The sequence below is a fragment of the Geodermatophilus sp. SYSU D00710 genome, from assembly GCF_054050195.1.
In genome coordinates this window covers 77,433-101,739 of record NZ_JBJGYX010000006.1, presented here as the reverse complement: position 1 = coordinate 101,739, position 24,307 = coordinate 77,433, and the positions used below count along the sequence as shown (strand labels likewise).

The following is a 24,307-nucleotide window of genomic DNA, read 5'->3' as shown; positions in this document are numbered from 1 at the left end:
CGACCCGGCCGGGGGCCCGTTCCTCACCGCGGGCGCAGCAGCGCCCGCTGGGCCATGTCCGAGGTCGCCAGCACCTCGATGAGGAACTCCGACGCCGCCGCGGCGACGTCGGCCAGCTCGTCGGCGGGCGTCTCCCGGAGCACCTCGAGCAGCACCTCGTGGTGGACCCGCGCCACCTCGAGGATGCCCAGCCCCTCGGTGACCGCGGCCCGGCCGAGCTCGTAGCCGCGGTTGAGCGACGCCTCGCTGCGGCGGGCGAGGTGGGCCAGGAAGGCGACGCGGTAGTCGCGGGTGAGCCCCTCGACGCCGGTCACACCGGCCCGCCCCGAGTCGTCGTCATCGGGAGGCGGGACCCGGCGACCCGGTCGAGGAAGGCGAGTCCCTCCTCGAGGTCGAGCGCGGTGTGCACCGACCCGGTGTCCATGCCCAGGGCCACCATCGCGAAGGCCACCTCCGGCCGGATGCCGACCACCACGGTCACCGCCCCGCGGAGCCGGGCCACCTCGGCGATCGTGCGCAGCGTCCGCGTGCCGAAGGAGTCCAGCACGTCGAGCGCGGCGACGTCGATGACCACCCCGCGCGCGCGGTCGTTGCCGATGCGCTCCACGAGGTCGTGCTGGAACGCGGTCATCTGCGTGTCGTCGAGGGCGGTGTGGATCGAGGCGATGAGGTAGGACCCCTGCCGCAGGATCGAGACCAGCCGGGGCCCGGTCACGGGACCGCAGTCCCGTCGTCCCTGCCGGTCGCGTAGCCGAGGAGGCGCTCGGCCTCCTCGAGGCCGCCCTGCAGGTCGCCGATGGTGTCCATCTTGCTCAGGTCCACCCCGATGGTGACCAGCGTCTGGGCGATCATCGGCGAGAGGCCGGTGATGATGACGCTGGCGCCCATGAGCCGGGAGGCGTCGACGGTCTGCACGAGGTGGTTGGCCACCGACTCGTCGACCTCGGGGACCCCGGTGATGTCGATGACCACCACCCGCGCGCGGTGGGTGCGGATGCCGGTGAGCAGTTGCTCGGTGAGCTGACGGGCCCGCTCGCTGTCCAGGACGCCGATGATCGGCAGGATGAGCAGCCGCTCGCGCACCGGCAGGACCGGGGTGGACAGCTCGCGCAGCGCGTCCTGCTGCTGCCGGATGACCCGCTCGCGCTCCTCGACGAAGCTGACCGCGACGGTGTTCGCGATGCGGTTGGCGGCCGGCTCGTAGGCGTCGAGCACCCGGTTGAGCAGGCCGAAGTCGCGCTGGTACTTCTCGAACAGCGACCGGGCGAGCACGTCGCGCAGCAGCAGCACGATCCCGACGACCTCGTGGGTCTCCACGCCGCGCGGGATGATCCGCTCCGAGAGGTCGCGGGCGTAGCGCCGCAGCGCCTCGACGCTGCCGGTCTCCAGCACCTCGACGTAGTTGTCGTAGACCGACGTGGTCTCGGCCGCCATCTCCTGCGGGGTCATCGCGTGCAGCAGGCCGGCCTGCTGGATGCGCTCGGCCCACTCGTGGCGCAGCCGGGTGCGGTGCTCGCGCAGGTGGGCGACGAGCTGGGGGAGCAGCTGGTCCTCGCCGGGGCCCTCGGACAGGGCCGTGGCCGTGGCCGGAGCCGGTCCCTCGATGCTGCTCATCGCTCACCACACCATCTCGTCATCGTCACCGTCGTACCCCGCCCCACCTCGGAGGCGATCGCGAACTCGTCCATCAGCCGCCGGGCGCCGGGCAGCCCCAGGCCCAGGCCGGCGTAGGTGCTGTAGCCGTCCTGCAGCGCCCGCTCGACGTCGGGGATGCCCGGTCCGGCGTCGCGCGCGGTCACCTGCACGCCCTTGCGCGGCTCGTCGAGGACCTCGACGACGACCTCGCCGGAGCCCGCGAACTTGACGATGTTGCGGGTCACCTCGGAGACCGCCGTGGCGATGAGCGTCAGGTCGGTGGGCGAGAAGCAGCCGAGCCGGCCGGCCAGGTCGCGGGCGGCCTGCCGGGCGGCGACGACGTCGGCGTCGCCCTCGATCGGGATGCGGACCTCGTCGTCGCGCTGCGGCGCCCGCTCGAGCAGCGGCCGGCTCAGGGCGGCGCAGACGTCGCACTCGAGCAGGTGCCGCCCGGCGTCGACCTCGCGCTGCCGGCGGCGGTCACCGCTGGAGAGGGCGAACAGGACCGGGCGGCAGCGGTCGGTCGGCGGCTCGGTGCGGTCGCGGGCGAGCAGGTACTCCACCCGCAGTCGGGCCCGCGCGCGGTGCAGCTGCGCGGCGACTGCTCCGGCGGTCGAGCCGAGCTCGGTGGCCAGCGCCCGGGTGTCCCGGCCCGACACCTCGTGCTCCAGGAGCGCCAGCCGGTCGCGCTCGGAGAGCCGGGCCAGTGCCTCGGCGACCGCCGTCCGCTCCTCCGCGGCGAGCAGCTCGCCCTCGGGTGGGTCGGGCGCCCGGAGGTCGACCACCCGGTGCTGGTTGCGCCGCTGCCGGTCCTGCTCCCGCCAGGAGGTGGCGACGACGTTGCGCGCCGTGGCGATGGCGTAGGGCTCGAGCATGCCGGGCTCGACGCGGCCGGAGGCGGCGAGCACGCGGACGAGGGTCTCCTGGACCAGGTCCTCGGCGGCGGTGGCGTCGGCGACGCGGGCCGCCACGATGCGCCGGACCATGGGGATGAGCGAGGCCACGGCGTCGGAGCCGCCCAACGGCGACGCACCGACGGACTCCGCGGCCCCCACTCGCGGGACGCTACCGCCGGACGGCCGTCCCGGCGCCCGCTGCGGAGCGCCGGGACGGCCGCCGCGGTCAGCGCTGCGCCAGGTAGGCGGCCGCGGTCTCCCGGAGCCGCTCGTGCACGCCGTCGGCGGCCGGGGCGCCCGGCAGGTACCGCTTGGCCAGCTTGGCCACCATCGTGTAGTTGGTGTCGACGACGTTGCCCGCCGGCGCCAGCCCCGCCTGGCTGACCAGCTGGTAGGCGTCGAGCCGGTCCCAGCCGGTGAGCTCCGCCGCCCACGTCACCAGGTCGTGCTGGCTGACCCGGAACGCGTCCTCGAGCGGTCGGACCGAGCCGGTGGACATGAGGAACTCGTCTGTCTCCAGCCGCGGCCACGCCGGGCCGCCGCCCTTGACCAGGTCGACGACGACCACGGTCCGCATGGCCGCCTCGACGGCGGTCCCGCAGACCTCGCCCTCGCCCTGCCGGCAGTGCCCGTCGCCGATGGCGAGCTGGCCGCCGGGGACGTTGACGCCGAAGTAGAGCGTCGTCCCCGCGCGGACCTCGGGGGTGTCCATGTTCCCGCCGTGCGCGCCCGGCGTGATGCTCATGTGCACCTCGCCGGCGCCGGGGGCGACGCCGATGGTCCCGTGCATCGGGTCGAGCGGGAGCTCCACCTCCGGCCCGCCGCGGCGCGGCCGGAACAGGCAGGTGCCCCGCTCCCGGTCGACCTCGTAGAGCCACACCAGCTCCTCGAGCGGCTCGTGCAGCATCGCCGTCTGGTGCGTGGTGGTCAGCGCCCCGAAGTGCGGGAAGGTGGTCGACACGGCCCAGTCCCGCACCGGGGCGATGTCGACCAGGTGCACGGCCAGCGTGTCGCCGGGCTCGGCGCCCTCGACGGCGATCGGGCCGGTGACCGGGTTGAGGTAGGGGAACACGCACACCTGGCTGGGCAGGTCGTCGACGCTGCGCACGGCCCCGCCGAAGCAGTCCTCCGTGGCCAGCTCGACCACCGTGCCGGGCGCGACGGTCAGCAGCGGCTCCCCGCCGCCGAACGAGTAGCGCAGCTGGTCGGGTGTCGGCTCCAGCGAGACGACCTCGAGGCTGGCGGTCACAGTCGCTCCTCCGCTCGGATCTCCGGCCGGCGGCCGGTGGCGATCAGGACCACCATCAGCACCAGGCCGATCGCCAGCCAGGCGAAGCCCAGCTCCTGGGCCGCCACCTGGGCGTTGTAGACGACGTAGGCGAGGATCGCGAACCCGATGACGGGCACCGCGAGGTGCAGCCACCAGTTGCGGCTGCCGTTCTTGACCACGAAGTGCACGACGACCGCGACGTGCAGCAGCAGGAACGCCGACAGGGCGCCGAAGTTGACCAGCGTGGACAGCAGCGTGATCCCGTCCTCCCGGGACTCCATGTACAGGCCCAGCACCAGGGAGATCGCGGCGACCAGCAGCGTGGCGTTGACCGGCACCCGGCGGGTCGGGTGCACCTGCCGCAGGAAGCTGGGCAGCTGCCGGTCACGGGCCATGGCGAACAGCAGCCGCGAGGTGGCCGCCTGGGCGACCAGCGAGTTGGCGAAGCCCCAGGCGATCGCCGTCGCCACCGCCGTCAGCGTGCCCAGCCAGGCACCCCCGGCCACCTCGGCCGCGTCGTAGAACGCGGTGCCGGCGGCGTCGCCCTCGGCGATGAGGGTGTCGGGGTCGGGCACCAGCAGCGCCGCGACCCAGGTCTGCACGATGAACAGCGTCCCGGCCAGCGCCAGCGCGGCGATCATCGCCTTGCCGATCGAGCGGGCCGACTCCCGGTTCTCCTCGGCCAGGGTCGAGATGCCGTCGAAGCCGAGGAAGCTCAGCACTGCGATCGAGACCGCGCCGAAGACCAGCTCCAGGGAGAACGTGTCGCTGTTGTAGATCGGGGTGAGGTCGAAGCCGCGGCCCTCGCCGGAGGCCAGCGCCACGACGCCGATCACGAGGAAGATCGCGAGCACGATCAGCTCGCCGACCAGCATGATCTTGTTGACCCGCGCGGTGAACTCGATGCCGAAGTAGTTGACGACGGTGTTGAGGACGACGAACCCGATGAGCCACACCCAGACGGGGACCGACGCGATGATCGAGTTCATCGCGATCGCGGCGATCAGGTAGAGCAGCGCGGGGACGAGCACGTAGTCGAGCAGGATCATCCAGCCGGCGATGAAGCCCACCGGCTGGGCGATGCCGCGCCCGGCGTAGGTGTAGACCGAGCCGGCCATCGGGAACGCGCGCGACATCTGCGAGTACGACGCCGCGGTGAACGCCATGGCCAGACCGCCGATGGCGTAGGCCAGCGCCACCATGCCGCCGCTGGCCTGGAAGACGCCGCCGAAGATGCCGAACGGCGCGATCGGGACCATGAAGACCAGGCCGTAGACCAGCAGGTCGGTGAAGCTCAGCGAGCGCTTGAGCTCCTGCCGGTAGCCGAACTCCTCGACGCCGGCAGCGCCGGCCGCCGGGACCGCGCCGGCTCCGGTTCTCCCGGGGGCGTGCGCGGAGTGGGTGGTGCGGGGGTCGCTCACGACTCCTCCTCTCGGCCGGCTCGGGGCCGGACGCGGGGAGGGTAGGCCCAGTTGTTTCCATCTGGAAGCACCGGGGGTCAGCCGCGCGGCGGGACCTCCCGGAAGACCAGCCCGTCGGCGCGGGCCAGCCGCGGCTGCGGCGGCCGGACCGGTGTCACCGCCCGCCCGCCGAGCAGGCCGGCCGCGGTGCGGACGCCGTCGTAGACCCCGCGCGCGTACGCGCACACGACGGGTGCAGACGGCCCGGCCCGGGCGGCGAGCCGCTCCTGGAGGGCGAGCTGGCCCTCGTCGGCGGCGTCGGCCGCGGCGGCGAAGGAGGGCATGCAGGCGTAGAGCTCGCCGGTGCCGTCGCCACCGACGGCGTAGAGACCGTTCTCCTCCAGCGCCCCCGACAGCCGGACCACCCGCCGGTCGAGGCCGGCGCGGGCGAAGGCGCGGTTGAAGGCGACCAGGTCGCGGCCGACGAGGCTGAGCAGGACGGCGTCGGCCCGGCTGCGGCGGACCAGGTCCAGCGCGGGCCCGGGGTCGGCCGGGCCGAAGGGGACCAGCAGCTCGCCGGCGACCTCGGCGCCCAGGTCGCGCAGCACGGCGCGGGCGGCCCGGTGCACGGCCTGGGGCCACACGTAGTCGGTGCCGAGCAGTACCCAGCGCCGGGCCCGCCGGTGGCGTACCAGCCAGGCGAGCGCGGCGGCGTGCTGGGACAGCGGGGACGAGCCGATCCGCAGGACGCCGCCGACACTGCGGCCGCCCTCGTGCGGCGGGGTGAAGACGTAGCCGGCCCGGCCCGCCATGGCCGCGGCCACCGCCCGGGACACGTCGCTGGTGGAGAAGCCGACGAGGACGTCGACCGCGCCGGCGGCGTGCAGGGCCGCGGCCTCGGCGGCCACCTCGGCCGGACGCCGGCCGGCGTCGACGGTGACCAGCTCGACCGGTCGGCCGCGGACGCCGCCGGCCTCGTTGAGCTCCTCGGCGGCCAGGCCCGCGAGGTCGAGCGCCGACGGTGCGGTCATGGCCAGGGGGCCGGACAGCGGGACGGCGAGTCCGACCCGCGCGACACCCGGGGTGCGGCCGCTGAGGGCGGCCTCCCAGGCGTCCATCGGGACGGTCGGTCCGGGCACCGTCTGAGTATGGTGCGGACCATGCCGGTCGAGCAGCGGGCCACGGGTTCTCGCGTGCCGTCGGCGACCGGGCCGTCCCTCGTCGAGCTGCTGACCGTCGTCGCCCGTCGGGTCGCCCGCGGCGTCGCCACGGTGCTCGCCGAGGACGGCGCGACGCTCGACGCGTACCGCCTGATGCGGGCCCTGGGTGACGGGCCCGGCCGCACGATGGGGGAGCTGGGGACGGTGCTGTCGATGCCGGCGCCCACCGCCACCCGGCTGGTCGACGGGCTGGTCGACGCGGCGCTGGCCTACCGGCTGCCCGACCCCGGCGACGGCCGGCGGGTGCGGGTGCACCTGTCCGCGCGCGGCCGCACCCGGCTCGACCGGCTCGAGGCGCTGGTGCGGGCGCACGAGTCGGCGCTGGCGGCGGAGCTGGGCGCCGACCGGGTGCGCGCGCTCGTCGCCGCGCTCACCGACCTCGCCGGCCCGCCCGACTGGTCCGCCGAGGTGCCACGGCACCGCTGAGGCGGACGGCCGCCGTGTTGATCATCGGATGGGTGCACGCGACACGCGCGGACACGCCGGTGCGGGCGGCACACATCCGATGATCGACAACCGGTCCGATGATCGACACGCGGCGCCGGACACGCGGCGCCGCCGGGCTCACTCGGCCGGCGGGAGGATCCGCGGGACGAAGACCTCGTCGATCGGCCGCGGCCCGACGTACTGCCGGCAGGTGCAGGGCACCCAGGTGTGACCGGCCCAGCGGCCGCGCTTGTCGTAGGCGTCGCGGCGCAGCTCGGCGTAGCAGGTGTTGGTCTCGGTGTCGTGCTGGCTGAGCGCGTGACCGCAGCCGCACAGCGGGACCGGGTTCGGCGGGGGAGCGGCGGGACGGCGGCGTCCGAGCCGCCCGGCCACGAACCCGGCGACCAGCAGCGCCGCACCGACCACCAGGCTGACTGGTTCCACCGGAGACCCCTCCCACCGCGTCGACCTCCCGACGGTAACGCCGGGAGGGCGACGGCGGTGCCGGACGGATCAGGTGTCCTGCTTGCCCCGCCCGCTGACGGCGTCGCGCAGGTGGTCGATGAGCGCGGCCACCGGGCCCAGGGCCGTCCGCACGGGACCCTCGTTGGGTACCGCCGGGTGCGGCCGGGTGGGGGCGATCGTCTTGATCCGCTCGACCTGCTCGGCCATGCGCACCAGCTCCGCCCGGTCGAACGAGGCCCGCAGTTCGGTGAACATGCGGCCCTCCTCGTGCTCGACGTGCGTGCGGATCTCGCGGATCAGCGTGCGGATCTCGGTGTCGTACCGCTCGTCGGACGGGTCGAGCCGCTCGAGCTCCTTCATGGTGTGCTCGGCGAGGTCGTGCTCGTGCTTGGCGCGCTCGGCCTCCTCGGCGTCGACCTCCTTCTGCACCCGCGGGTAGACCTGCGTCTCCTCGGCGACGGAGTGCTTGACCAGGCCGATGCTGACCTCGTCGACGAGGGCGCGCTTGCGGGCGAGCGCGTCGGGGTCTGTGCTGCCCATGAGCTGCTCGAGCTCCTGGAATATGCGGTCGAACTCGCGGTGGTCGGCGCTGAGCAGGTCCACCACGTCGCGCTGGGTCTCGGTCACGGTGTCTCCCGGCTGGTCGGGCTCGGTCCCCGCGGCTGGGGAGGCCCCGACCGTTCCCCGAGCCCCGCCCGGGCACACCCACGGGACGGGGCCGCCCGCGCGCGGGTTTCGGCGGGACGGGACGCGGGGCACAGCAGCCCCGTGGAGTCCTACGCGGCCGGGCTCGCCCGGCCGGACCGGTGGACGCGGGGCCGGCCGGCCGGACAGCGCGCGCCCTGGCACGCCGTCGAGGCGCACCGCCCGCCCACCGAGCTCGACGGCGAGGTCGAGCTGGCGCTGTGCGGCGCGATCGTCCACGTCGAGGGCGGACGGCGCTGGGACCACGTCGGCGCCGGGCCCGCCGGCTGCGCCGAGTGCCGCCGGCTGTCGGGCCTGACCCGGTCGGTCGAGGCCGGTCCGGCGCAGTTCAGCCGGGCGCGCTGAGCCCCCGCCCGGTCAGCGCCGCCGACCGCTGATCGCCGAGAGACCGGTGATCTCGCGGCCGACGATGAGCGCCTGCACGTGGTCGGTGCCCTCGAAGGTGTAGATCGCCTCGATGTCGGCGTGGTGCCGCGCGATGTGGTGCTCGAGCAGGATCCCGTCGCCGCCGAACAGGTCGCGGGCGTCGGCCACGATCTGCCGGGCGGTGGCGCAGCAGTGCCGCTTGGCCAGCGACGCCATCGCCGCGGTCATCCGGCCGGCGTCGGCGAGGGTGGACAGCCGCCAGCACATCAGCTGCATGTTCGTGATCTCGGCGAGCATCGTGGCGAGCTTCTCCTGCACCAGCTGGTAGCCGGCGATGGGTGCGCCGAACTGCTCGCGGCCCAGGCAGTGCGCCAGCGCCAGCTCGTAGGCGGCCATGGCGACGCCCAGCGCCCGCCAGGCCACGGTGTAGCGGGTGCGGTCGAGGATGGTGGAGACGTCCTTGAACGACCGGCAGTTCTCCAGCCGGTTCTCCGCGGGCACGCGGGCGCCGTCGAGGGTGATCTCGGCCTGCCACACCGCGCGCAGCGCCGTCTTGCCGGTCATGACCCGCGCGGTGAACCCGGGCGTGCCCTTCTCGACGACGTAGCCGCCGACCTGGCCGTCCTCCCCACGCGCCCAGACGAGCACGTAGTCGGCGATCGAGCCGTTGCCGATCCACTTCTTCTGGCCGTCGAGGACGTAGCAGTCGCCGTCGCGGCGGGCGCTGGTCTCCAGGGCGACGGCGTCACTGCCGTGCCGGGGCTCGGTCAGCCCGAACGCGCCGATCTTCTCCATCCGCGCCATCGGGGGCAGGAACCGCTCGCGCTGCTCCTCCGAGCCCAGCAGCGCGATCGACTGCATGGCCAGGAAGCTGTGCACGCCGTTGAACGTGCCGATGCTGCCGTCGGCGCGCGCCAGCTCGGCGGCGACCAGCCCGGCCGCCACCGCGCTCATGCCCGGCGACCCGTAGCCCTGCACCGTGCCGCCCGCGATGCCGAGCGCGGCGAAGCCGGACACCAGCTCGAAGGGGAACTCCGCGCGCTCCCAGTAGTCGTTGATGCGCGGCGTGACCTCCTTGGCGCACCAGTCGGCCACCCGGTCCCGGATCTCGGTGTCCGCGGGGTCGAGCAGCTCCTCGAGGGCGTAGAAGTCGGTGCGCGCGGTCTCGGTCACGCGCCGACGCTACGCGCCGGCCGGGCGGGCTGCCGGGCGTGCGGGGCTGGGAGCCCCCGCTGCCGGATGAGCACTCGCGGTTGCTCGACTCGGCGTGCCGGCGCGTGTCGCCGACCCCGACTGCTCACTCGGGTCGCACCCCGTGCGGGAGCTCAGGCGCCGAGCAGCCCCCGGGCGTAGGCCGCCTGGCCCACGTGCTGCAGGTCGTCGGAGAGGACGCTGACCAGCCGCACGCCGAGGGTGACCGGCGGGTCCCAGCGCTCGTCGACGACGCGGTCGAGGTCGTCGTCGGACAGCCCGCGCAGGAACTCGTCGCTGCGGGCGGCCACCGCGTCGGCGTACTCGAGGAGCAGTGCCACGGAGGGCACGCGCACCGAGGCCACCTCCTCGGGGGACATGCCGTAGCCGGTGGCGGCGTCGTCGACCGGCAGGCCGAAGCGGGCGGCGAAGCCCTGCGCGGTCCACACCTGGGGTGTGCCGGCGACCTCGGCGAGGTGGTCGTCCTGCACGCGGAGCAGGTGCCAGGCCAGCCAGCCGACCGGGTTGGCGTCGGGACCGGGCCGGTGCGCCAGCTCCTCCGGGGACAGGCCCTCGAGGGCGCGGTGCAGCGTCTCGCCGATCTGGGCGTAGGCGTACCGGAGGAGGTCGGAGGTGCGCATGCCCCGGCGCTACCCGTCCCGCTCGCGGGGGACGCCCGCGGCGGCGGCCCGGCGGTAGGTTGCGGTGTCCACCCGCCGTCCGAGGGAGTCCCGCGTTGCCGTTCCTGCTCCAGCGGCTGCTGCGTTCCCTCCGGACCCGGCTGTCGGGTTGGCGCCTGCCGCTCGCCGTCGCCCTCCTGGTCTTCCTGACCAGCTGGGCGGCGATGGCGCTGGTCGAGCCGGCCGACAGCGGCCTGGCCGCCCCGGCCAACTACTGGTGGTTCTTCGTCGTCACCGCCGCCACCGTCGGCTACGGCGACCAGTTCCCCGTGTCCTTCGGCGGCCGCGTCGTCGGCGCCTACGTCATCGTCGGCGGGATCGTCACGCTGACCCTGCTGTTCACCGAGCTGGCCACCGCCCTGCAGACCACGCGGGGCAAGCGGCTGAGAGGAGTGGTCGGCCTGGACCTCCGGGACCACGTCGTCGTCCTGGGCTACACGCCGGGGCGGACCGAGCGGATCGTCGCCGAGCTGACCGTCGAGCCGGGCACGCGGATCGCGCTGTGCGCGCACGACGACGTCCCGGTCAACCCGATGCCCGAGGAGCCGGCGGTCTCCTTCGTCCGTGGCGACCTGACGCACGCCGACGTCATGACCCGGGCCGGGGTGGCCCGCGCCCGCACGGTCGTGATCGACGGCCGCGACGACAACGAGACGCTCGCCATCGCGGTCGCCGTCGACCACGCCAACCCCGACGTCCACATGGTGGCCGCGGTGCGTGACCTCGGCCGGCGCGTCACCCTGCGCTACGTCAACCCCGGGGTGCAGGTGGTGCAGTGGCACATGCCGTTCCTGCTCTCGGAGGAGGCGGCCGACCCGGGGCTCACCGCGGTCTACAACGAGCTGATGACCGCCGGCGGGCACGGCAACACCTACTCCGTGCGGGTGCCGGCCGGCCTGTCGCACCGCGCCTTCGGCGACTGGCAGACCGCCTTCGGCCGCGACCACGGCGCCACCGTGCTCGCCCTGCGCACCACCGATGGCCTGGTCGTCAGCCCCTCCTGGGACACCCCCGTGCCGGAGGGCGCCACGCTGTACTACGTCGCCGCCCACCGGCTCGACCCCGCCCGCCTCGCCCAGCGGGGCTGATCACCAGAAGCCGAGGAGGGCGGCGAGCAGCGCCACCACCCCGCCCAGGGCGGCCAGCACGGCGAGCACGGTCACGACGACCGGCACGACCACCCAGCGCCGCTTGAACCGCCGGCGCCGCGGCACGGGCGGTGCCGCCCGTCCCCGTCCCCGGCTCCGGCCCGGCGCGGGCGGCGCCGTCCGCCCGCGGCCGCGCACCGGTGCGGGCGGCGGTGCCTGCGGCGGGGGAGCCGGCGGGGCGGCGGCGCGCGCCTTCTGCTCGGCCCGCTCCCCGGACCTGCGCTCCCTGCGCTCCTTGCGTTCCCGGCGCTTGTCGGCGAGGTAGCGGGCCTGGTCGCGGGCATCGCGGGCGACGGTGCCGATGACCGAGGCCAGGGCGCGCAGGTCGTCGAGGTCGAAGCGCTCGACCTGGCCGCCCAGCGACGGCGCGCCCTCGGCCGGGGGACCGCCGGGCGCGGGCGGCGTCCAGGCCGGTCCCGGCCCGGCGCCGGCGAGGGCGTCCCGCAGGCCGGCCCGCGCGCGGGCGACGTCCCACCGCTGGGCGGGGTCGCGGGTCAGCAGCCCGTGCAGGACCGGGGCCAGCGGACCGGCCCGCTCGACCGGCGCGGGGTCCTCCTGGACGACGGCGAGCAGCGTGGCCATCGGCTCGGGCCGGTCGAAGGCGAGCCGGCCCTCGGCCGCGGTGTAGAGGGTCGCGCCCAGCGACCACAGGTCGACGGCGGGCCCGGGCTCCTCGCCGCGCGCCCGCTCGGGCGACATGTAGGCCGGTGAGCCGAGGATGGCGCCCGACGTGGTGATCGACGAGTCGCCGGTGGCCGTCGCGATGCCGAAGTCGGTCAGGTGCGCCGAGCAGTCGGCGCCGACGAGCACGTTGGCCGGCTTGACGTCGCGGTGCACGATCCCCGCCGCGTGCGCGGCCTCCAGCGCGTCGAGGACGTCGAGGCCGATGCGCGCCACCGTGCGCCACGGCAGCGGACCCGAGCGCTGCACGATCTCCTGCAGGCTGCGGGACTCGACCAGCTCCATCACCAGCCAGGGCCGGCCGTCCTCCTCGACGACGTCGTAGAGGGTGGTGACGCAGGGGTGCACCAGCCGGGCCGCCGTGCGGGCCTCGCGCAGGGTCCGCAGGCGCAGCGACTCGCGCTCCTCGTCGCTGAGGTGCGCCGGGAACACGATCTCCTTGAGGGCGACCGGCCGGCGCAGCACCTGGTCGGTGGCGCGCCACACGACGCCCATGCCACCTCGCCCGATGGTCTCGGTCACCGCGTAACGCCCGGCGACCAGGCGTCCGGTCCCGGTTTCGGCGGACATACGAGAACGCTACGCCCGGGGACGGGTCGGCGTCCTCCCCGCTCAGGCCGGGTTCGCCGGCTCCTCCGGGTCGCTGCGCGCCTCGAGGTCGTCGGCGACCTGCTGGGTCTCCATCTCGACGGCGATGTCGCGCGGCTGGGGGGCGTCGGGCTCGGTCGGCGGTGTCGTCATGACCGGCAGCCTGCCCCGGATCGTGCCGGCGCGCTCCCTAGACTCCGGCGACCGTGAGCGTCACCCGGCTGCTGGTCGCCAACCGCGGCGAGGTCGCCGTCCGCGTGCTGCGGACCGCGGCCGCGCTGGGCCTGTCCACCGTGGCGGTGGCTCCCGAGGACGACGCCGGGAGCCTGCACGTGCGCCGCGCCGACGACGCCGTCCGGCTGCCCGGCACCGGCCCGGCCGCCTACCTCGACGTCGCCGCGGTGGTCGGCGCCGCCGTGCGCGCCGGTGCCGACGGCCTGCACCCGGGCTGGGGGTTCCTCGCCGAGAGCCCGCGGCTGGCCCGCGCCTGTGCCGACGCCGGGCTCACGTTCGTCGGCCCGGACGCCGGTGTGCTGGCGCTCTTCGGCGACAAGACCCGTGCCCGCGACCGGGCGGCCGGGCTCGGCGTGCCGGTGCTCGCCGCCACCGGCGCCGACCCCGGCCCCGACGAGGCCGCGGCCTTACTGGCCGGCGGCCCGGTGATGGTCAAGGCACTCGCCGGGGGCGGCGGGCGCGGCATGCGGCCCGTGCACGACGCCGCCGCGCTGCCCGCGGCCCTGGAGCGCTGCCGGTCGGAGGCGCGGGCGGCCTTCGGCGACGGCGCCGTGTACCTCGAGCGGCTGCTCACCGGTGCCCGGCACGTCGAGGTGCAGGTGGCCGGCGACGGCGCCGAGATCGTGGTCCTCGGCGACCGGGACTGCTCGCTGCAGCGGCGCCGGCAGAAGCTGGTCGAGGTGGCGCCCGCGCCGGCGCTCGGCGACGACCTGCGCGGCCGCCTCGCCGCCTGGGCGACGGTGCTGTGCGGATCGGCGGGCCTGCGCGGGCTGGCGACGGTGGAGTTCCTCGTCCGCGGCGACGAGATCGCCTTCCTCGAGGTCAACCCGCGGCTGCAGGTCGAGCACACCGTCACCGAGGAGGTCACCGGCCTCGACCTGGTGGAGGTGGGCATCCGGCTGGCCGAGGGCGCGACGCTGGCCGGCCTGGGGCTGCAGAACCCGCCGCCGGTCCGCGGCGCCGCCGTCCAGGCGCGGGTCAACGCCGAGACCCTGCTCCCCGACGGCACCGTGCGGCCGGGCACCGGGGTGCTCGAGCGGTTCGTCCCGCCGACCGGGCGCGGTGTGCGGGTCGACACCGCCGCGGTGCCCGGCGCCGAGATCGGCCCCCGCTACGACTCGCTGCTGGCCAAGGTGGTCGTGCACGACCGCGACCTCCCGCGGGCGCTGGCCGGCGCCGCCCGGGCGCTGGCCGAGCTCGACGTCGCCGGCGTGCCCACCACCGCCGGCCTGCTCGCCGCGCTGGTCGCACTGCCCGAGGTCGCCGAGGGGCGGGCGGGCACCGGCCTGGTCGACGCGCGCCTGGCCGAGCTGGTGCCGGAGCCGGCCCCGGAGCACCCCGCCGGGCCCGCCCTCGACGGCGTCCTGCCGGTCACCGCACCGCTGTCGGGGGCGGTGGTCGAGGTCGCCGCCGCCGAGGGCGACGCCGTCGCCGCCGGGGCCACGCTGCTGGTGCTCGAGGCCATGAAGATGGAGCACGTGGTGGCCGCGCCGGTCGCCGGCGTGGTCGCCGGCCTGACGGCGCGGGTGGGTGACGTCGTCACCGCGGGGACCGTGCTCGGCGGGGTCCTCCCCGGCGAGGTCGACGACGCCGCCGGCGGGCCGGGCGAGGACGACCCGGACGCGGTCCGCCCCGAGCTCGCCGAGCTGCACGAGCGGCGGGCCGCCACCCTCGACGCGGCCCGGCCCGACGTGGTCACCCGCCGGCACGACGCCGGGCGGATGACCGCGCGGGAGACGGTGGCCGCGCTGGTCGACGAGGGCACCTTCGTCGAGTACGGGCAGCTGGGCATCGCCGCGCAGCGGGCGCGCCGGTCGCTGGCGGAGCTGGTCGCCCGCACCCCCGGCGACGGGATGGTCACCGGCATCGGCGAGGTCGGCGGCGTCCCCTGCGCGGTGCTGGTCTACGACTACACCGTGCTGGCCGGCACCCAGGGCCGCACCAACCACCGCAAGACCGACCGGCTGCTCGAGGTCGCCGCCGAGCGCGGGCTGCCGGTGGTGCTCGTGGCCGAGGGCGGCGGCGGGCGACCCGGCGACACCGACGGCGGTGGCTTCTCCCGGCTCGACGTCCCGACGTTCACCACGATGGCGCGCCTGGCCGGGAGGGTGCCCACGGTCGCCGTCGTCTCCGGGTACTGCTTCGCCGGCAACGCCGCGCTGGTGGGCTGCTGCGACGTCGTCGTCGCCACCGAGGACAGCAGCATCGGCATGGGCGGCCCGGCGATGATCGAGGCCGGCGGCCTCGGCGTCGTCGCTCCCGGAGACGTCGGGCCGACGGCGGTGCAGGCGGCCAACGGCGTGGTCGACGTCGTGGTCGCCGACGACGCCGCCGCGGTCGCCGCCGCCCGGCGCGCGGTCGGGCTGCTGGCCGGGCGGGTCGAGCCGGGAGAGGCCGCCGACCAGCGGTCGCTGCGGACGGCGCTGCCGGCCAACCGGGTGCGCAGCTACGACGTGCGGCCGGTGGTCACCACGCTCGCCGACGCCGGCAGCGTGCTGGAGCTGCGCCCCGCGTTCGGCCGCGGGATCGTCACCGCCCTCGCCCGGCTGGGCGGCCGGCCGGTGGGGTTCCTGGCCAACGACCCGCGGCACCTCGGCGGCGCGATCGACGGCGAGTCGGCGGACAAGGCGGCGGCGTTCCTGCGGCTGTGCGGGTCGGCCGGGCTGCCGGTGGTCTCGCTGGTCGACACCCCCGGCTTCATGGTCGGCCCGGAGTCCGAGCGCACCGGCACCGTGCGGCGCTTCGGCGGGCTCTACGTCGCCGGGGCGCAGCTGCCGGTGCCGCTGCTCGCGGTGGTGCTGCGCAAGGCCTACGGCCTGGGGGCGATGGCGATGCTCGGCGGCGACCTGCAGGCCCCGCTGCTCACGCTGGCCTGGCCGACCGGCGAGTTCGGGCCGATGAGCCTGGAGGGTGCCGTCCGGCTCGGGGCGCGGCGTGAGCTGGAGGCCCTGCCGGCAGACGCCCGCGAGGCCCGGTTCGCCGAGCTGGTCGCGCAGTCCTACGCGCAGGGGCGGGCGCTCAACGTGGCGTCGGCGTTCGAGGTGGACGACGTCGTGGACCCGGCCGACACCCGCGAGGTGCTGCTGCGCGCGCTGGCCGGGCTCGCCGGGTGACGCTCAGCCGCCCTCGCCCAGGCGGCGCTGCAGCACCTCGTGCTCGCGGCGCAGCACGACCTGGGTGACCAGGTCGCGCACGGCCGCCTCGGCCTGCCGGCCGATGAGCGGGGCGTCGACCTTCGCGTCGCCGGTGACCGTGGCGCGGGTCCCGCCGTCCGCGGGCGTCAGCCGCCGGGCGCAGGTGACCCGGGCCTCGCGGCCCATGATCTCGGCGCGCAGGTCGAGGTCGCCGCGGTAGCCGCGGTCGCCGTCGGGGCGCCAGGTGGTGACCTGCGAGACCGGCACGGTGCTGCCGACGAAGCGGGCGAAGACCGGCGGGATGCCCGTCGTGGGGGCCGACAGCCGCATCCGCGTGGTGGTGCCGGTTCCCTCCGTACGGCTGGACACCTCCTGCACCTGCGCCTCCAGGGCCTGGGCGACCTCGCGCAGGAGGGACTCGTCGGTGAGGACGGCGAGGACGCGCTCGGGGTCGGCGGGGTAGGTGGTGGTGACGTCGATGGGCACGGCTCATCCTCGTCCGGGCGGACCCGCGCCCGCTCGCCGGGGTCACACTGCCGCGGTGGACGAGGTGGTGATCCGGCCGGCGGAGCCGGGGGACGCGGCGGCGGTCGCCGCGGTGCAGGCGCGCGCGGGGCGGGCGGCCTGGTCGTCCTTCCTCGGCGACGTCCTGGCCGAGCCCGACGTGCCGCTGTGGCGGGAGCGGGTGACCGCGCCGGGGTTCCTGGTGGCCGAGCGCGGCGGCGCCGTCGTCGGCTTCACGCGGGCCGACGACGCCACCGGCGAGGTGACGCTGCTCTACGTGGACCCCGTCGAGCAGGGGAGGGGCACCGGGCGCGCGCTGCTGGCCGCCGTCCTCGACCGGCTCCGCCGAGCCGGGTGGGACCGCGCCCGGCTGCGCACCGAGGAGCGCAACACCGGGCCGCGGACGTTCTACGAGCGGGCCGGCTGGCGCCCGACGGGTGAGGTGCTCGAGCGCGAGTGGGCCGGCCACCGGCTGCGCGAGGTCTGGTACGCCACCGACCTGCGCCGGTAGCGCGTCCGGGTCACGGCGTGACCGGCGCCGGCTCGGCCGGGGTGCAGGGCACGGGCTCGCCGGTCACGGGGTCGGTCGGCGGCGGGGGCGGCGGGGTGGCCGCCGGGTCGGCGGGCGCGGGCACCTCGCACGCCGGCTCGGTGGGCTCGGCCGTCGGCGTCGGGGCGGGCTCGGGCGTCGGCTCCGGGGTGGGCTCCGGCGTCGGTTCGGGGGTCGGTTCGGGCGTCGGTTCCGGGGTGGGCTCCGGGGTCGGCTCGGGCGTGGGCTCAGGAACGGGCGTCGGCGTGGTGGTCGGTGTCGTGGTGGTCGACGGCGTGGTGGTCGACGGTGCCGCGGTGGACGGTGCGGTGGTCGGCGACGGCGGCGACGTGGTGTAGGTCCCGGTCGACGGCGAGGCCGCCGGCGTGCTCGGGAGACCGGCCGCGGGAGCGGTCGTCGTCCCGGCGGTCGCCTCGGCGCGCAGGTATCGGTCCAGGTCCTCGGTGAACGGCGGGAACGGGTCCTGGGGCACCAGGGCCGCCCAGTCGACCACCGGCGCCTCCGGCGGCGCGGGCGCCCACCCCTCCTCGAATCCGGGGGCGAGCACGCCGATGCTCGGCAGGGCGAGCGGCCCGGCGTCGGATGCCGGCTCGGGCGTGGGGCGGTAGACGTCGCCGGCCGGCGCGGTGTCCTCTCCGCCCCGTTCCGCGCCGGGGACGGCCGACGTCGCGGACAGGGCCGCCGCCACCCCGAGCGCACAGGCGCTCGCTCCGACAGCCGGGATGAAGCGGGCCGAGCGGATCCCTCGCCGTGACCTGTCCACTGCGCTCCCCCCTGAGCTGCCGGACGACCGGGTGGGACATGTTGACCCGGACGGTTCCGCCCCGTCTACGGGAGCCCGCGCGTCGAGTCCGCTGCTCCCGCCACGGGGTGGCCGCTCAGCCCCGGTTGCGGCGGGCGATCTCGGTGCTCAGCGCCGTGGCGAAGGCCGTCCACGCGGCGTAGGGGAGCAGCGCCAGCCCGGCCGTCCGGTCGATCCGCGCCGACCGCCGGGCGAGGTCGGCGGTCGAGACGGCGAGCAGTGCCGCCTCCGCCGCTGCCGGCCACGGCCGGTGGGCGCGGAAGAACGCCCACGGCCACCCGGCGTTGAGCACCAGGTTGACCGCGAAGGCGCCCGACCAGCTCCGCCGGTCGGTGCCGGCCCGCCGCAGCGTGCGGGTCCCCGCCGCGGCGACCAGCGCGTACAGCGCCGTCCACACGATCCCGAACACCGGGCCGGGCGGTTGCCAGCGCGGCGTGTCCAGCCGCCGGTACCAGTCCGAGCCGACGTCGGTGCCCGCCGTGCCCACCAGCGCGGTGAGCACGACGGGCACGGCGGAGGAGACCAGGGGGGAGGGGCGGCGCACGTCCCGAGGATGGCCCTCGCCGTCCCGGCCGGCACGGCGGTCAGACCGGTACGGCCTCCCGGGCGGCGGGGGCCGGTGCGTCCGGCCGGACCCGGCGGGCGCGGGCCGCGCCGGCGCCGAGCAGGAGCAGGCCGGCCAGGCACCAGGCGGAGAGCACGAGCAGCGCGGAGCCCGCCCCGGCACCGTCGAACCACGAGGTGGCGCGCAGCAGGGTCCCGGTCGCGCCCGGCGGCAGCCACTGGCCCACCGTGCCCCAGGCGCCCGGCAGCAGCTCCGGTGCGCCGGCCAGACCGGACAGCGGGTTGCCCAGCAGGACCGTCGTCGCCGCGCCCAGCGCCAGTCCCGGCGTGCCCAGCAGGTCGTGCAGGCCCAGCAGCACCAGGGCGGTCGCCGCGATGCCGAACGCCACGACGGCCGACGTCGTCCACCACCCGGCCTCGACCGCGCCGAGCCAGGTGCCCAGCACGGTCGCGGTGACCATGCCGCCGGCCACCGCCGCGGCGAGCGCCGTGGCGACCTGCCGGGCTCGGCCGCGCACCAGCCGCGAGGCCAGGGCGGCGGTGACGATGCCGCCCAGCGCGAGGGGCAGCGCGGCGGCGGCCAGCCCGGCTCCGCGCGGGTCGGCCTCGGGCGCAGGGACGACGTCCTCCACCGGCACGTCTGTCCCGGTCGCCGCGCCGAGACCGGTGGCGACCTGACGCAGGGAGTTCGCGACGGTCGGGGAGGCGGCCGAGGCGACGAGCAGGCGCGGCCCGCCGGCATCGACGACCACCGCGCCGTACACCTCGCGGTCCTCGATGGCCGCCCGGGCGGCGGGCTCGCCGTCGACCGGACGGACGTCGTAGGCACCGGGTGCCGCGGTGTCGAGGGCTGCGGTCACCTGCTCCGTGGCGGCCGGGGGCCCGGCAACGGCGAGCGGCAGGTCGTGCGGCGCCGACCGGACGGCCGGCCACGCGAAGGCGGTGAGGACGACGGTGAGCAGGACGGCGACGACGGCGACGGCGGCGGTCGCGGACGTGGCGGACCTGCGGGCGGGAGGCGGTGGTGCGGACGTGGACATGGGGACCGCTCCTGTAAAACGGAGGACCGTTCGCTTACCTGGCCGAGTGTGCGCCAGCGTCCCGCACTCGTCAAGAACGGTCGTTCGTTTTACTCTGGAGGCATGCCCCGCGTCTCCGAGTCCCACCTCGCCGCCCGCCGCGACCAGATCCTCGACGCGGCCACCGCCCGGTTCGCGGCCAACGGCTTCCAGGCGACCGGGATGGCCGACGTCATCGCGGCCTCCGGGATGTCGGCCGGCGCGGTCTACCGGTACTTCCGCAGCAAGGACGAGCTCATCGCGGCCATCGTCGACCGGATCCTCGGGGAGGCGGCAGTCCGGTTCGAGGCGCTCCTCGAGGAGGACGCCGCACCCGACCCGGTCGACGCGGTGGCCGCCGCGGTCCGGATGGTGGCCGACGTCGCCGCACGCGAGCCGGTCGACGTCACGCGGGTCGCGGTCCAGGCGTGGGGGGAGGCGCTGCGCAACCCCGCGGTGCACGCCGTCGTCGACCGAGCCTACCGCACCATCCGCGGGTACTTCGTCGAGGTCGCCCGGCGGGGGCAGGCGGCCGGGCGGCTGCCGGCCGACGCCGACCCGCTGCACCTGGGGGCGACGATGTTCTCCACGGTGATCGGCTTCCTCCTGCAGCGGCTGCTGCTCGGCGACGTCGACCCCGCCGCGTACGCCGAGGCGCTGCGGGTGGTCCGGGACGGCGCCACGGTCGCGGGCGTGTGAGGCGGACCGGTCAGGGGCGCCAGCGGTGCAGGCCGGTGAGCCGCCGGACCGCCGTGGCCGTCACCCGGTAGGGGAGCCGCCCCAGCACGGCGGCCAGGCGGGCGTCGGGGCCGACCGGCACCCGGAACGGCGGGCGGTCCGCCGCCAGGGCGCGGGCGACGGCCCGGGCCACCTCGCGCGGGTCGCGGGAGCGCGGGAGGTGCTCCTCCTGCACGAACCGCTCGACCGCCTCCAGGAGGCCGCGGTACGCGCTGTCCGGGGCGGTGACCCGCGGGGTCGTCGACCAGATCGCGGTGTCGTAGTTGCCCGGCTCCACCAGGACCACCCGGACGCCGAAGGGCTCCACCTCGTAGGCCAGTGACTCGGCCCAGCCCTCGAGCGCCCACTTGGACGCGCAGTACAGCGACAGGCCCGGGTTGCCGTAGCGCGCCGAGTCGCTGGAGACGAACAGCAGCCGCCCGGCCCGCTGCCGCCGCATGACCGGCAGCACCAGCTTGGCCAGCCGCATGCTGCCGAGCAGGTTGGTGTCGAGGACCCGCTGCCACTCGCCCTCGTCGGTGTCCTCGAAGGCGCCGCCCGAGGCGGTGCCGGCGTTGCCCACCAGCGCGTCGAGCCGCCCGCCGGTCAGCTCGAGGGTCTCCTCGACCGCCCGCTTGGCCGAGTCCGGGTCGGTGACGTCGAGCGCGACGACGTCGAGCGGGTCGAGGCCGGCCTCCCGTGCCCGGGCGTCGAGCGCCGTCCGCCGCTGCGGGTCGCGCATCGAGGCCACGACCTGCCACCCGCGGCCGGCCAGCTCGACGGCGGTCTCCAGGCCGAGGCCGGAGGAGCTGCCGGTGATCAGGACGGAGGGGTGCGCGGGGGCCACGCTCCCTCCGATCGGCGGGCGGGCGCCCCGACCGGACGTCCCGGCGGTCGGGTGGGGCAGGTGTGCCTGGTGCTCAGTGCACAGCACCCGCTGACCGCCTTGTCGCGGGCGCCCGCGGGGCGCAGCCTGGCGGCATGGAACGCAGCGGGAGCAGCACCGGCAGCGTCGTCCGGTGGGACGCGGACGCCGGTGGTGCCGTCATCGAGCTGGCCGACCCGCCGGGGGAGTGCTGGGCCGAGGCCTCCGTGGTGACCGGCGGCCCGCTGCGGGCGGGGCAGGTCGTGCACGTCGACTGGACCGAGCCCGGCGCCCACGGGCTGCCGTTCCGGGCGCTCCACGTCCGGCTGCGGACCGACCTGCAGTCCACGCCCGGCGGCTGAGCGACGAGCCCGGGGACGGGGAGCACTGGGACGTGCGGCAGCCGTCCCGGGACCTCCGGCCCTGGGGGCCCTCAGCAGCCGCGCGGACGCTCCCCAGGTGAGGACCTCGACACTGCCGGTGGCTGCCCCCGCCCACGGTCGGCCCCCTGGTACCGGGTCGGGCTGGGACGGGCCCGAGCCGTGGACCCTGCCGGTGGCGGAGGTCCTCGCGCGGGCGGGCGTCGACTCCTCGACCGGCCTGGCCGACGCCGAGGCTGCGGCCCGGCTCGCCGTCGACGGTCCCAACGAGGTGGCCACCGACCCGCCGGTGTCCCTGCTGCGCTCGGTCGTCGCGGAACTGCGGGACACGCTCATCCTGGTCCTGCTCGCCGCCGCGGTGCTCACCGCGGCGACCGGCGACCTCGTCGACACGCTCGTCATCGGGCTGGTCGTGGTCGTCAACACCACCCTCGGCGTGGTGCAGGAGCGACGGGCGCTGCGAGCGGTGGCCGCGCTGTCGCAGCTCGTCGCACCGTCGGCCCGCGTGGTGCGGGCTGGGCGCGACGTGTGGGTGCCCACCCGGGACCTCGTGCGCGGGGACGTGCTGCGGCTGACCGCCGGCGACGTCGTCGGCGCCGACGCCCGCCTGCTCCGGAGCACCCGGCTGCAGGTCGACGAGTCGACGCTCACCGGCGAGTCGCTGCCGGTGGACCGGACCGCGGACACCGTCTCGCCCGCCGACGCCCCGCTGGGTGACCGGTCGGGGATGGTGCACGCCGGCACCACCGTCGTCCGCGGCACCGGGGAGGCCGTCGTCGTCGCGACCGGGACGGCGAGCGCGGTCGGCCGGGTGGCCGCGCTGGTCGGGCGCCGGTCGCCGCTCACCCCGCTGCAGCGTCGGCTGGCCCGGCTGGGCCGGCAGATCTCGCTGGCGGTGGCCGTCGCCTGTCTGCTGTTCGTCGCCTCGGGACTGCTGCGCGGCCAGCCCTGGGACACCACCGTCGTCGCGGCCGTCGCGCTGGCCGTGGCCGCGGTCCCCGAGTCGCTGCCCGCCGTCGTCGCGCTCGCGCTGGCCGGAGGGGCGACCCGGATGAGCCGGCGGGGAGCGGTCGTGCGGTCGCTGCCCGCGGTGGAGACCCTCGGCTCGGTCACGCTGCTGGCCACCGACAAGACCGGCACCCTCACCGCCGGGGCGATGGTGGCCGAGCGGGTGTGGACCCCGGCCGACGGCGTCTCCCGGCTGCCCGGCGGCCCCCTGCCGGCGTCGGTCCGCGTGCTCCTCGAGGCAGCCGTGCTGTGCAACGACGCCGACCCGTCCGGCGCCGGCGCCGCGGGCGCGGCCGGGACCGCCGACACCGAGACCGCCCTCGTCCGGGCCGCGGTCGCCGCCGGGGTGGACGTCGCCGCCGTCCGCGCGGCATGGCCGAGGGTGGCCGAGGAGCCCTTCGACGCGGTCACCCGGCGGATGGCCACGACGCACCGCGCTCCCGCCGGTCGCACGACGGTGGTGGTCAAGGGAGCGCCGGAGGCGGTGCTGCCCGGCCTGCCCGGCGCGGCGGCGGCGCACGAGGTGGCCACCTCCTGGGCATCGGAGGGCGCCCGGCTGCTGGCGGTCGCCCGGGACGGCGTCCTCCTGGGGCTGGTCGCCCTGGCCGATCCCCTCCGGCCCGAGGCCGCGGCCGCGATCGCGTCCTGCCACCGTGCGGGCATCCGCCCGGTGCTGGTCACGGGGGACCACGCCGGCACCGCGGAGGCAGTGGCCCGGGCCGTCGGCCTGGTCGACGACGCCCATCCCGTCGAGGACGCGGTGCTCGCCCGGGTCGAACCCGAGGGCAAGCTGCGGCACGTCACCGCCTGGCAGGCCGAGGGCCACGTGGTGGCCATGACCGGTGACGGCGTCAACGACGCACCGGCGCTGCGGGCGGCCGACATCGGGGTGGCCATGGGCCGGCGGGGCACCGAGGTGGCCAAGCAGGCCGCCGACCTCGTCCTCGCCGACGACAGCCTGGCCACCGTGACGGCGGCGGTCGCGGAGGGCCGACGGGTGTTCGACAACGTGCGGCGCTTCGTCGGGTTCGGGCTGGCCGGCGGGCTGGGGGAGGTGCTCGTCATGCTCCTCGGCCCCTTCGCCGGGCTCGCGCTGCCGCTGCTGCCGGCGCAGGTGCTGTGGGTCAACCTGCTCACCCACGGCCCGGTCGGGGTCGCCATGGGCGGTGAACCGGCGGCTCCTGACGTGCTCGACCGCGCGCCGCGCCGGCCGTCGGCCGGGGTGCTCGACCGTGCCCTCGCCGTCCAGGTCCTGGTCGTGGGGGCGGTGGTGGCCGCGAGCTGCCTGCTGGTCGCCGTCGTCGCCCGTGCCCAAGGCGGCCCCTGGCAGACCCAGCTGTTCGTCACCCTGACCGCCGGGCAGCTGGCCGTCGCGCTGGCGGTGCGCCCGGCCGGGGCCTGGCGGACGGGCGGCGCGGGTCGCTGGCTGCCGGTCGCCGTGCTGGGCAGCGCCGCCCTGCTCGCGGCGGCCGTGTACGCGCCACCGCTGCAGGACCTCCTGCGCACCGAGGCGCTGGGCGTGGCCGAGCTGGCCAGCGCTCTCGTCGCCGCGTTCCCGCCGGCCCTCGCATCCCTGCTCCTGCGGGGACGGCTGCGGGGACGGGCCACCTGACGACGACCGGGGACCTCGGCCCCTCCGGTCCGGGTCCTCGGGCCGTTCCGCGCGGCGGCGCCGGAGCCCCAGCATCGGGCGCACCGTCCGCACCGGCGGCGACAGCCGACGTCGCACCGAGCACCCCGGGAGCGCCGGTGACCGCGGTGACGCCGGCGTGACCGGCCTGCTGCGCCGTCCGGCGACGCTGCTGGTGGACGTCAGGTCC

At 76.5% G+C, this 24,307-nt stretch carries 26 protein-coding genes; 8 read left to right on the top strand and 18 right to left on the bottom strand.

From position 1 onward, the window contains the following. Positions 1-23: 23 nt before the first annotated feature. From ACI78U_RS04540 to ACI78U_RS04510, 7 genes are all read right to left on the bottom strand, one after another. Entirely contained in the window at positions 24-314 is a 291-nt protein-coding gene (locus ACI78U_RS04540; RefSeq protein ID WP_456874102.1) for a phosphatase RsbU N-terminal domain-containing protein, read from the bottom strand. Next, a complete protein-coding gene (locus ACI78U_RS04535; protein ID WP_456874101.1) occupies positions 311-715 on the bottom strand; it encodes an STAS domain-containing protein in 405 nt (134 codons plus the stop codon). The genes ACI78U_RS04540 and ACI78U_RS04535 overlap by 4 nt, the downstream gene beginning before the upstream one ends. After that, positions 712-1,614, bottom strand: a complete 903-nt coding sequence (locus ACI78U_RS04530; RefSeq protein ID WP_456874100.1) for an STAS domain-containing protein — start codon at positions 1,612-1,614, stop codon at positions 712-714. The genes ACI78U_RS04535 and ACI78U_RS04530 overlap by 4 nt, the downstream gene beginning before the upstream one ends. Then, the gene (locus tag ACI78U_RS04525) at positions 1,611-2,690 is read right to left on the bottom strand and encodes a sigma-70 family RNA polymerase sigma factor (protein WP_456874099.1); all 1,080 of its coding nucleotides are present in this window, start codon (positions 2,688-2,690) and stop codon (positions 1,611-1,613) included. Before ACI78U_RS04525 ends, ACI78U_RS04530 begins: the two co-directional genes overlap by 4 nt. A 67-nt stretch (positions 2,691-2,757) precedes the next feature. Continuing rightward, a complete protein-coding gene (locus tag ACI78U_RS04520) occupies positions 2,758-3,780 on the bottom strand; it encodes an acetamidase/formamidase family protein (RefSeq protein WP_456874098.1) in 1,023 nt (340 codons plus the stop codon). Next, positions 3,777-5,222, bottom strand: coding sequence for an APC family permease (locus ACI78U_RS04515; protein WP_456874097.1), 1,446 nt, complete (start codon positions 5,220-5,222; stop codon positions 3,777-3,779). Before ACI78U_RS04515 ends, ACI78U_RS04520 begins: the two co-directional genes overlap by 4 nt. 77 nt (positions 5,223-5,299) lie before the next feature. Then, entirely contained in the window at positions 5,300-6,340 is a 1,041-nt protein-coding gene (locus tag ACI78U_RS04510) for an ABC transporter substrate-binding protein (RefSeq protein ID WP_456874096.1), read from the bottom strand. 21 nt (positions 6,341-6,361) lie between these two features. Between ACI78U_RS04510 and ACI78U_RS04505 the strand changes: the two genes are divergently transcribed. Beyond that, positions 6,362-6,847, top strand: a complete 486-nt coding sequence (locus ACI78U_RS04505) for a MarR family winged helix-turn-helix transcriptional regulator (RefSeq protein ID WP_456874095.1) — start codon at positions 6,362-6,364, stop codon at positions 6,845-6,847. A 138-nt stretch (positions 6,848-6,985) separates the two neighbouring features. On the opposite strand, the gene ACI78U_RS04500 is transcribed toward ACI78U_RS04505, so the two are convergent. Both ACI78U_RS04500 and ACI78U_RS04495 read right to left on the bottom strand, forming a co-directional pair. Beyond that, the gene (locus ACI78U_RS04500; RefSeq protein ID WP_456874094.1) at positions 6,986-7,291 is read right to left on the bottom strand and encodes a hypothetical protein; all 306 of its coding nucleotides are present in this window, start codon (positions 7,289-7,291) and stop codon (positions 6,986-6,988) included. Between the two features lie 69 nt (positions 7,292-7,360). Next, positions 7,361-7,939 carry a hemerythrin domain-containing protein gene (locus tag ACI78U_RS04495; protein WP_456874093.1) on the bottom strand — a complete coding sequence of 193 codons (579 nt, stop codon included), beginning with the start codon at positions 7,937-7,939 and terminating at the stop codon, positions 7,361-7,363. 141 nt (positions 7,940-8,080) lie between these two features. Between ACI78U_RS04495 and ACI78U_RS04490 the strand changes: the two genes are divergently transcribed. Beyond that, a complete protein-coding gene (locus ACI78U_RS04490) occupies positions 8,081-8,362 on the top strand; it encodes a hypothetical protein (RefSeq protein WP_456874092.1) in 282 nt (93 codons plus the stop codon). Positions 8,363-8,374: 12 nt separating this feature from the next. On the opposite strand, the gene ACI78U_RS04485 is transcribed toward ACI78U_RS04490, so the two are convergent. Together ACI78U_RS04485 and ACI78U_RS04480 are read right to left on the bottom strand one after the other, a co-directional pair. Further along, entirely contained in the window at positions 8,375-9,556 is a 1,182-nt protein-coding gene (locus ACI78U_RS04485; RefSeq protein ID WP_456874091.1) for an acyl-CoA dehydrogenase family protein, read from the bottom strand. Positions 9,557-9,708: 152 nt separating this feature from the next. After that, on the bottom strand, positions 9,709-10,215 hold the full coding sequence (locus ACI78U_RS04480; RefSeq protein WP_456874090.1) for a mycothiol transferase: 507 nt from the start codon (positions 10,213-10,215) through the stop codon (positions 9,709-9,711). Positions 10,216-10,310: 95 nt separating this feature from the next. Here ACI78U_RS04480 and ACI78U_RS04475 point away from each other — a divergent pair, with 95 nt between their 5' ends. After that, entirely contained in the window at positions 10,311-11,342 is a 1,032-nt protein-coding gene (locus tag ACI78U_RS04475; RefSeq protein ID WP_456874089.1) for an ion channel, read from the top strand. On the opposite strand, the gene ACI78U_RS04470 is transcribed toward ACI78U_RS04475, so the two are convergent. Then, positions 11,343-12,653 (bottom strand): serine/threonine-protein kinase, encoded by a 1,311-nt coding sequence (locus ACI78U_RS04470; RefSeq protein WP_456874088.1) that lies wholly within the window; start codon positions 12,651-12,653, stop codon positions 11,343-11,345. Between the two features lie 42 nt (positions 12,654-12,695). Then, positions 12,696-12,824, bottom strand: a complete 129-nt coding sequence (locus ACI78U_RS04465) for a hypothetical protein (protein ID WP_456874087.1) — start codon at positions 12,822-12,824, stop codon at positions 12,696-12,698. A 53-nt stretch (positions 12,825-12,877) separates the two neighbouring features. On the opposite strand from ACI78U_RS04465, the gene ACI78U_RS04460 reads away from it, so the two are divergent. After that, entirely contained in the window at positions 12,878-16,018 is a 3,141-nt protein-coding gene (locus tag ACI78U_RS04460; RefSeq protein WP_456874086.1) for a carboxyl transferase domain-containing protein, read from the top strand. Between the two features lie 3 nt (positions 16,019-16,021). On the opposite strand, the gene ACI78U_RS04455 is transcribed toward ACI78U_RS04460, so the two are convergent. Continuing rightward, positions 16,022-16,525, bottom strand: coding sequence for a DUF2505 domain-containing protein (locus tag ACI78U_RS04455; protein WP_456874085.1), 504 nt, complete (start codon positions 16,523-16,525; stop codon positions 16,022-16,024). A 55-nt stretch (positions 16,526-16,580) separates the two neighbouring features. On the opposite strand from ACI78U_RS04455, the gene ACI78U_RS04450 reads away from it, so the two are divergent. Then, positions 16,581-17,054 (top strand): N-acetyltransferase family protein, encoded by a 474-nt coding sequence (locus ACI78U_RS04450; protein WP_456874084.1) that lies wholly within the window; start codon positions 16,581-16,583, stop codon positions 17,052-17,054. 10 nt (positions 17,055-17,064) lie between these two features. Here ACI78U_RS04450 and ACI78U_RS04445 read toward each other — a convergent pair whose 3' ends face one another. From ACI78U_RS04445 to ACI78U_RS04435, 3 genes are all read right to left on the bottom strand, one after another. Beyond that, positions 17,065-17,781, bottom strand: coding sequence for a hypothetical protein (locus ACI78U_RS04445; RefSeq protein WP_456874083.1), 717 nt, complete (start codon positions 17,779-17,781; stop codon positions 17,065-17,067). Between the two features lie 190 nt (positions 17,782-17,971). Next, entirely contained in the window at positions 17,972-18,439 is a 468-nt protein-coding gene (locus ACI78U_RS04440) for a TspO/MBR family protein (protein ID WP_456874082.1), read from the bottom strand. Positions 18,440-18,479: 40 nt separating this feature from the next. Further along, entirely contained in the window at positions 18,480-19,499 is a 1,020-nt protein-coding gene (locus ACI78U_RS04435) for a hypothetical protein (RefSeq protein ID WP_456874081.1), read from the bottom strand. Between the two features lie 102 nt (positions 19,500-19,601). Between ACI78U_RS04435 and ACI78U_RS04430 the strand changes: the two genes are divergently transcribed. Then, positions 19,602-20,216, top strand: a complete 615-nt coding sequence (locus tag ACI78U_RS04430; RefSeq protein WP_456874080.1) for a TetR/AcrR family transcriptional regulator — start codon at positions 19,602-19,604, stop codon at positions 20,214-20,216. A gap of 10 nt (positions 20,217-20,226) precedes the next feature. On the opposite strand, the gene ACI78U_RS04425 is transcribed toward ACI78U_RS04430, so the two are convergent. Next, positions 20,227-21,081, bottom strand: coding sequence for an SDR family NAD(P)-dependent oxidoreductase (locus ACI78U_RS04425; protein WP_456874079.1), 855 nt, complete (start codon positions 21,079-21,081; stop codon positions 20,227-20,229). Positions 21,082-21,215: 134 nt separating this feature from the next. Here ACI78U_RS04425 and ACI78U_RS04420 point away from each other — a divergent pair, with 134 nt between their 5' ends. Both ACI78U_RS04420 and ACI78U_RS04415 read left to right on the top strand, forming a co-directional pair. Then, on the top strand, positions 21,216-21,461 hold the full coding sequence (locus ACI78U_RS04420; protein WP_456874078.1) for a hypothetical protein: 246 nt from the start codon (positions 21,216-21,218) through the stop codon (positions 21,459-21,461). 193 nt (positions 21,462-21,654) lie between these two features. After that, a complete protein-coding gene (locus tag ACI78U_RS04415; RefSeq protein WP_456874077.1) occupies positions 21,655-24,099 on the top strand; it encodes a cation-translocating P-type ATPase in 2,445 nt (814 codons plus the stop codon). The last annotated feature ends 208 nt before the right edge of the window (positions 24,100-24,307 follow it).

Excerpts from the sequence above, each read along its gene's own strand:
- ACI78U_RS04530 (WP_456874100.1), bottom strand. The coding sequence starts at position 1,614 with ATGAGCAGCATCGAGGGACCGGCTCCGGCCACGGCCACGGCCCTGTCC.
- ACI78U_RS04505 (WP_456874095.1), top strand. The coding sequence starts at position 6,362 with ATGCCGGTCGAGCAGCGGGCCACGGGTTCTCGCGTGCCGTCGGCGACC.
- ACI78U_RS04480 (WP_456874090.1), bottom strand. The coding sequence starts at position 10,215 with ATGCGCACCTCCGACCTCCTCCGGTACGCCTACGCCCAGATCGGCGAG.
- ACI78U_RS04470 (WP_456874088.1), bottom strand. The coding sequence starts at position 12,653 with ATGTCCGCCGAAACCGGGACCGGACGCCTGGTCGCCGGGCGTTACGCG.
- ACI78U_RS04465 (WP_456874087.1), bottom strand. The coding sequence starts at position 12,824 with ATGACGACACCGCCGACCGAGCCCGACGCCCCCCAGCCGCGCGACATC.
- ACI78U_RS04435 (WP_456874081.1), bottom strand. The coding sequence starts at position 19,499 with ATGTCCACGTCCGCACCACCGCCTCCCGCCCGCAGGTCCGCCACGTCC.
- ACI78U_RS04430 (WP_456874080.1), top strand. The coding sequence starts at position 19,602 with ATGCCCCGCGTCTCCGAGTCCCACCTCGCCGCCCGCCGCGACCAGATC.
- ACI78U_RS04420 (WP_456874078.1), top strand. The coding sequence starts at position 21,216 with ATGGAACGCAGCGGGAGCAGCACCGGCAGCGTCGTCCGGTGGGACGCG.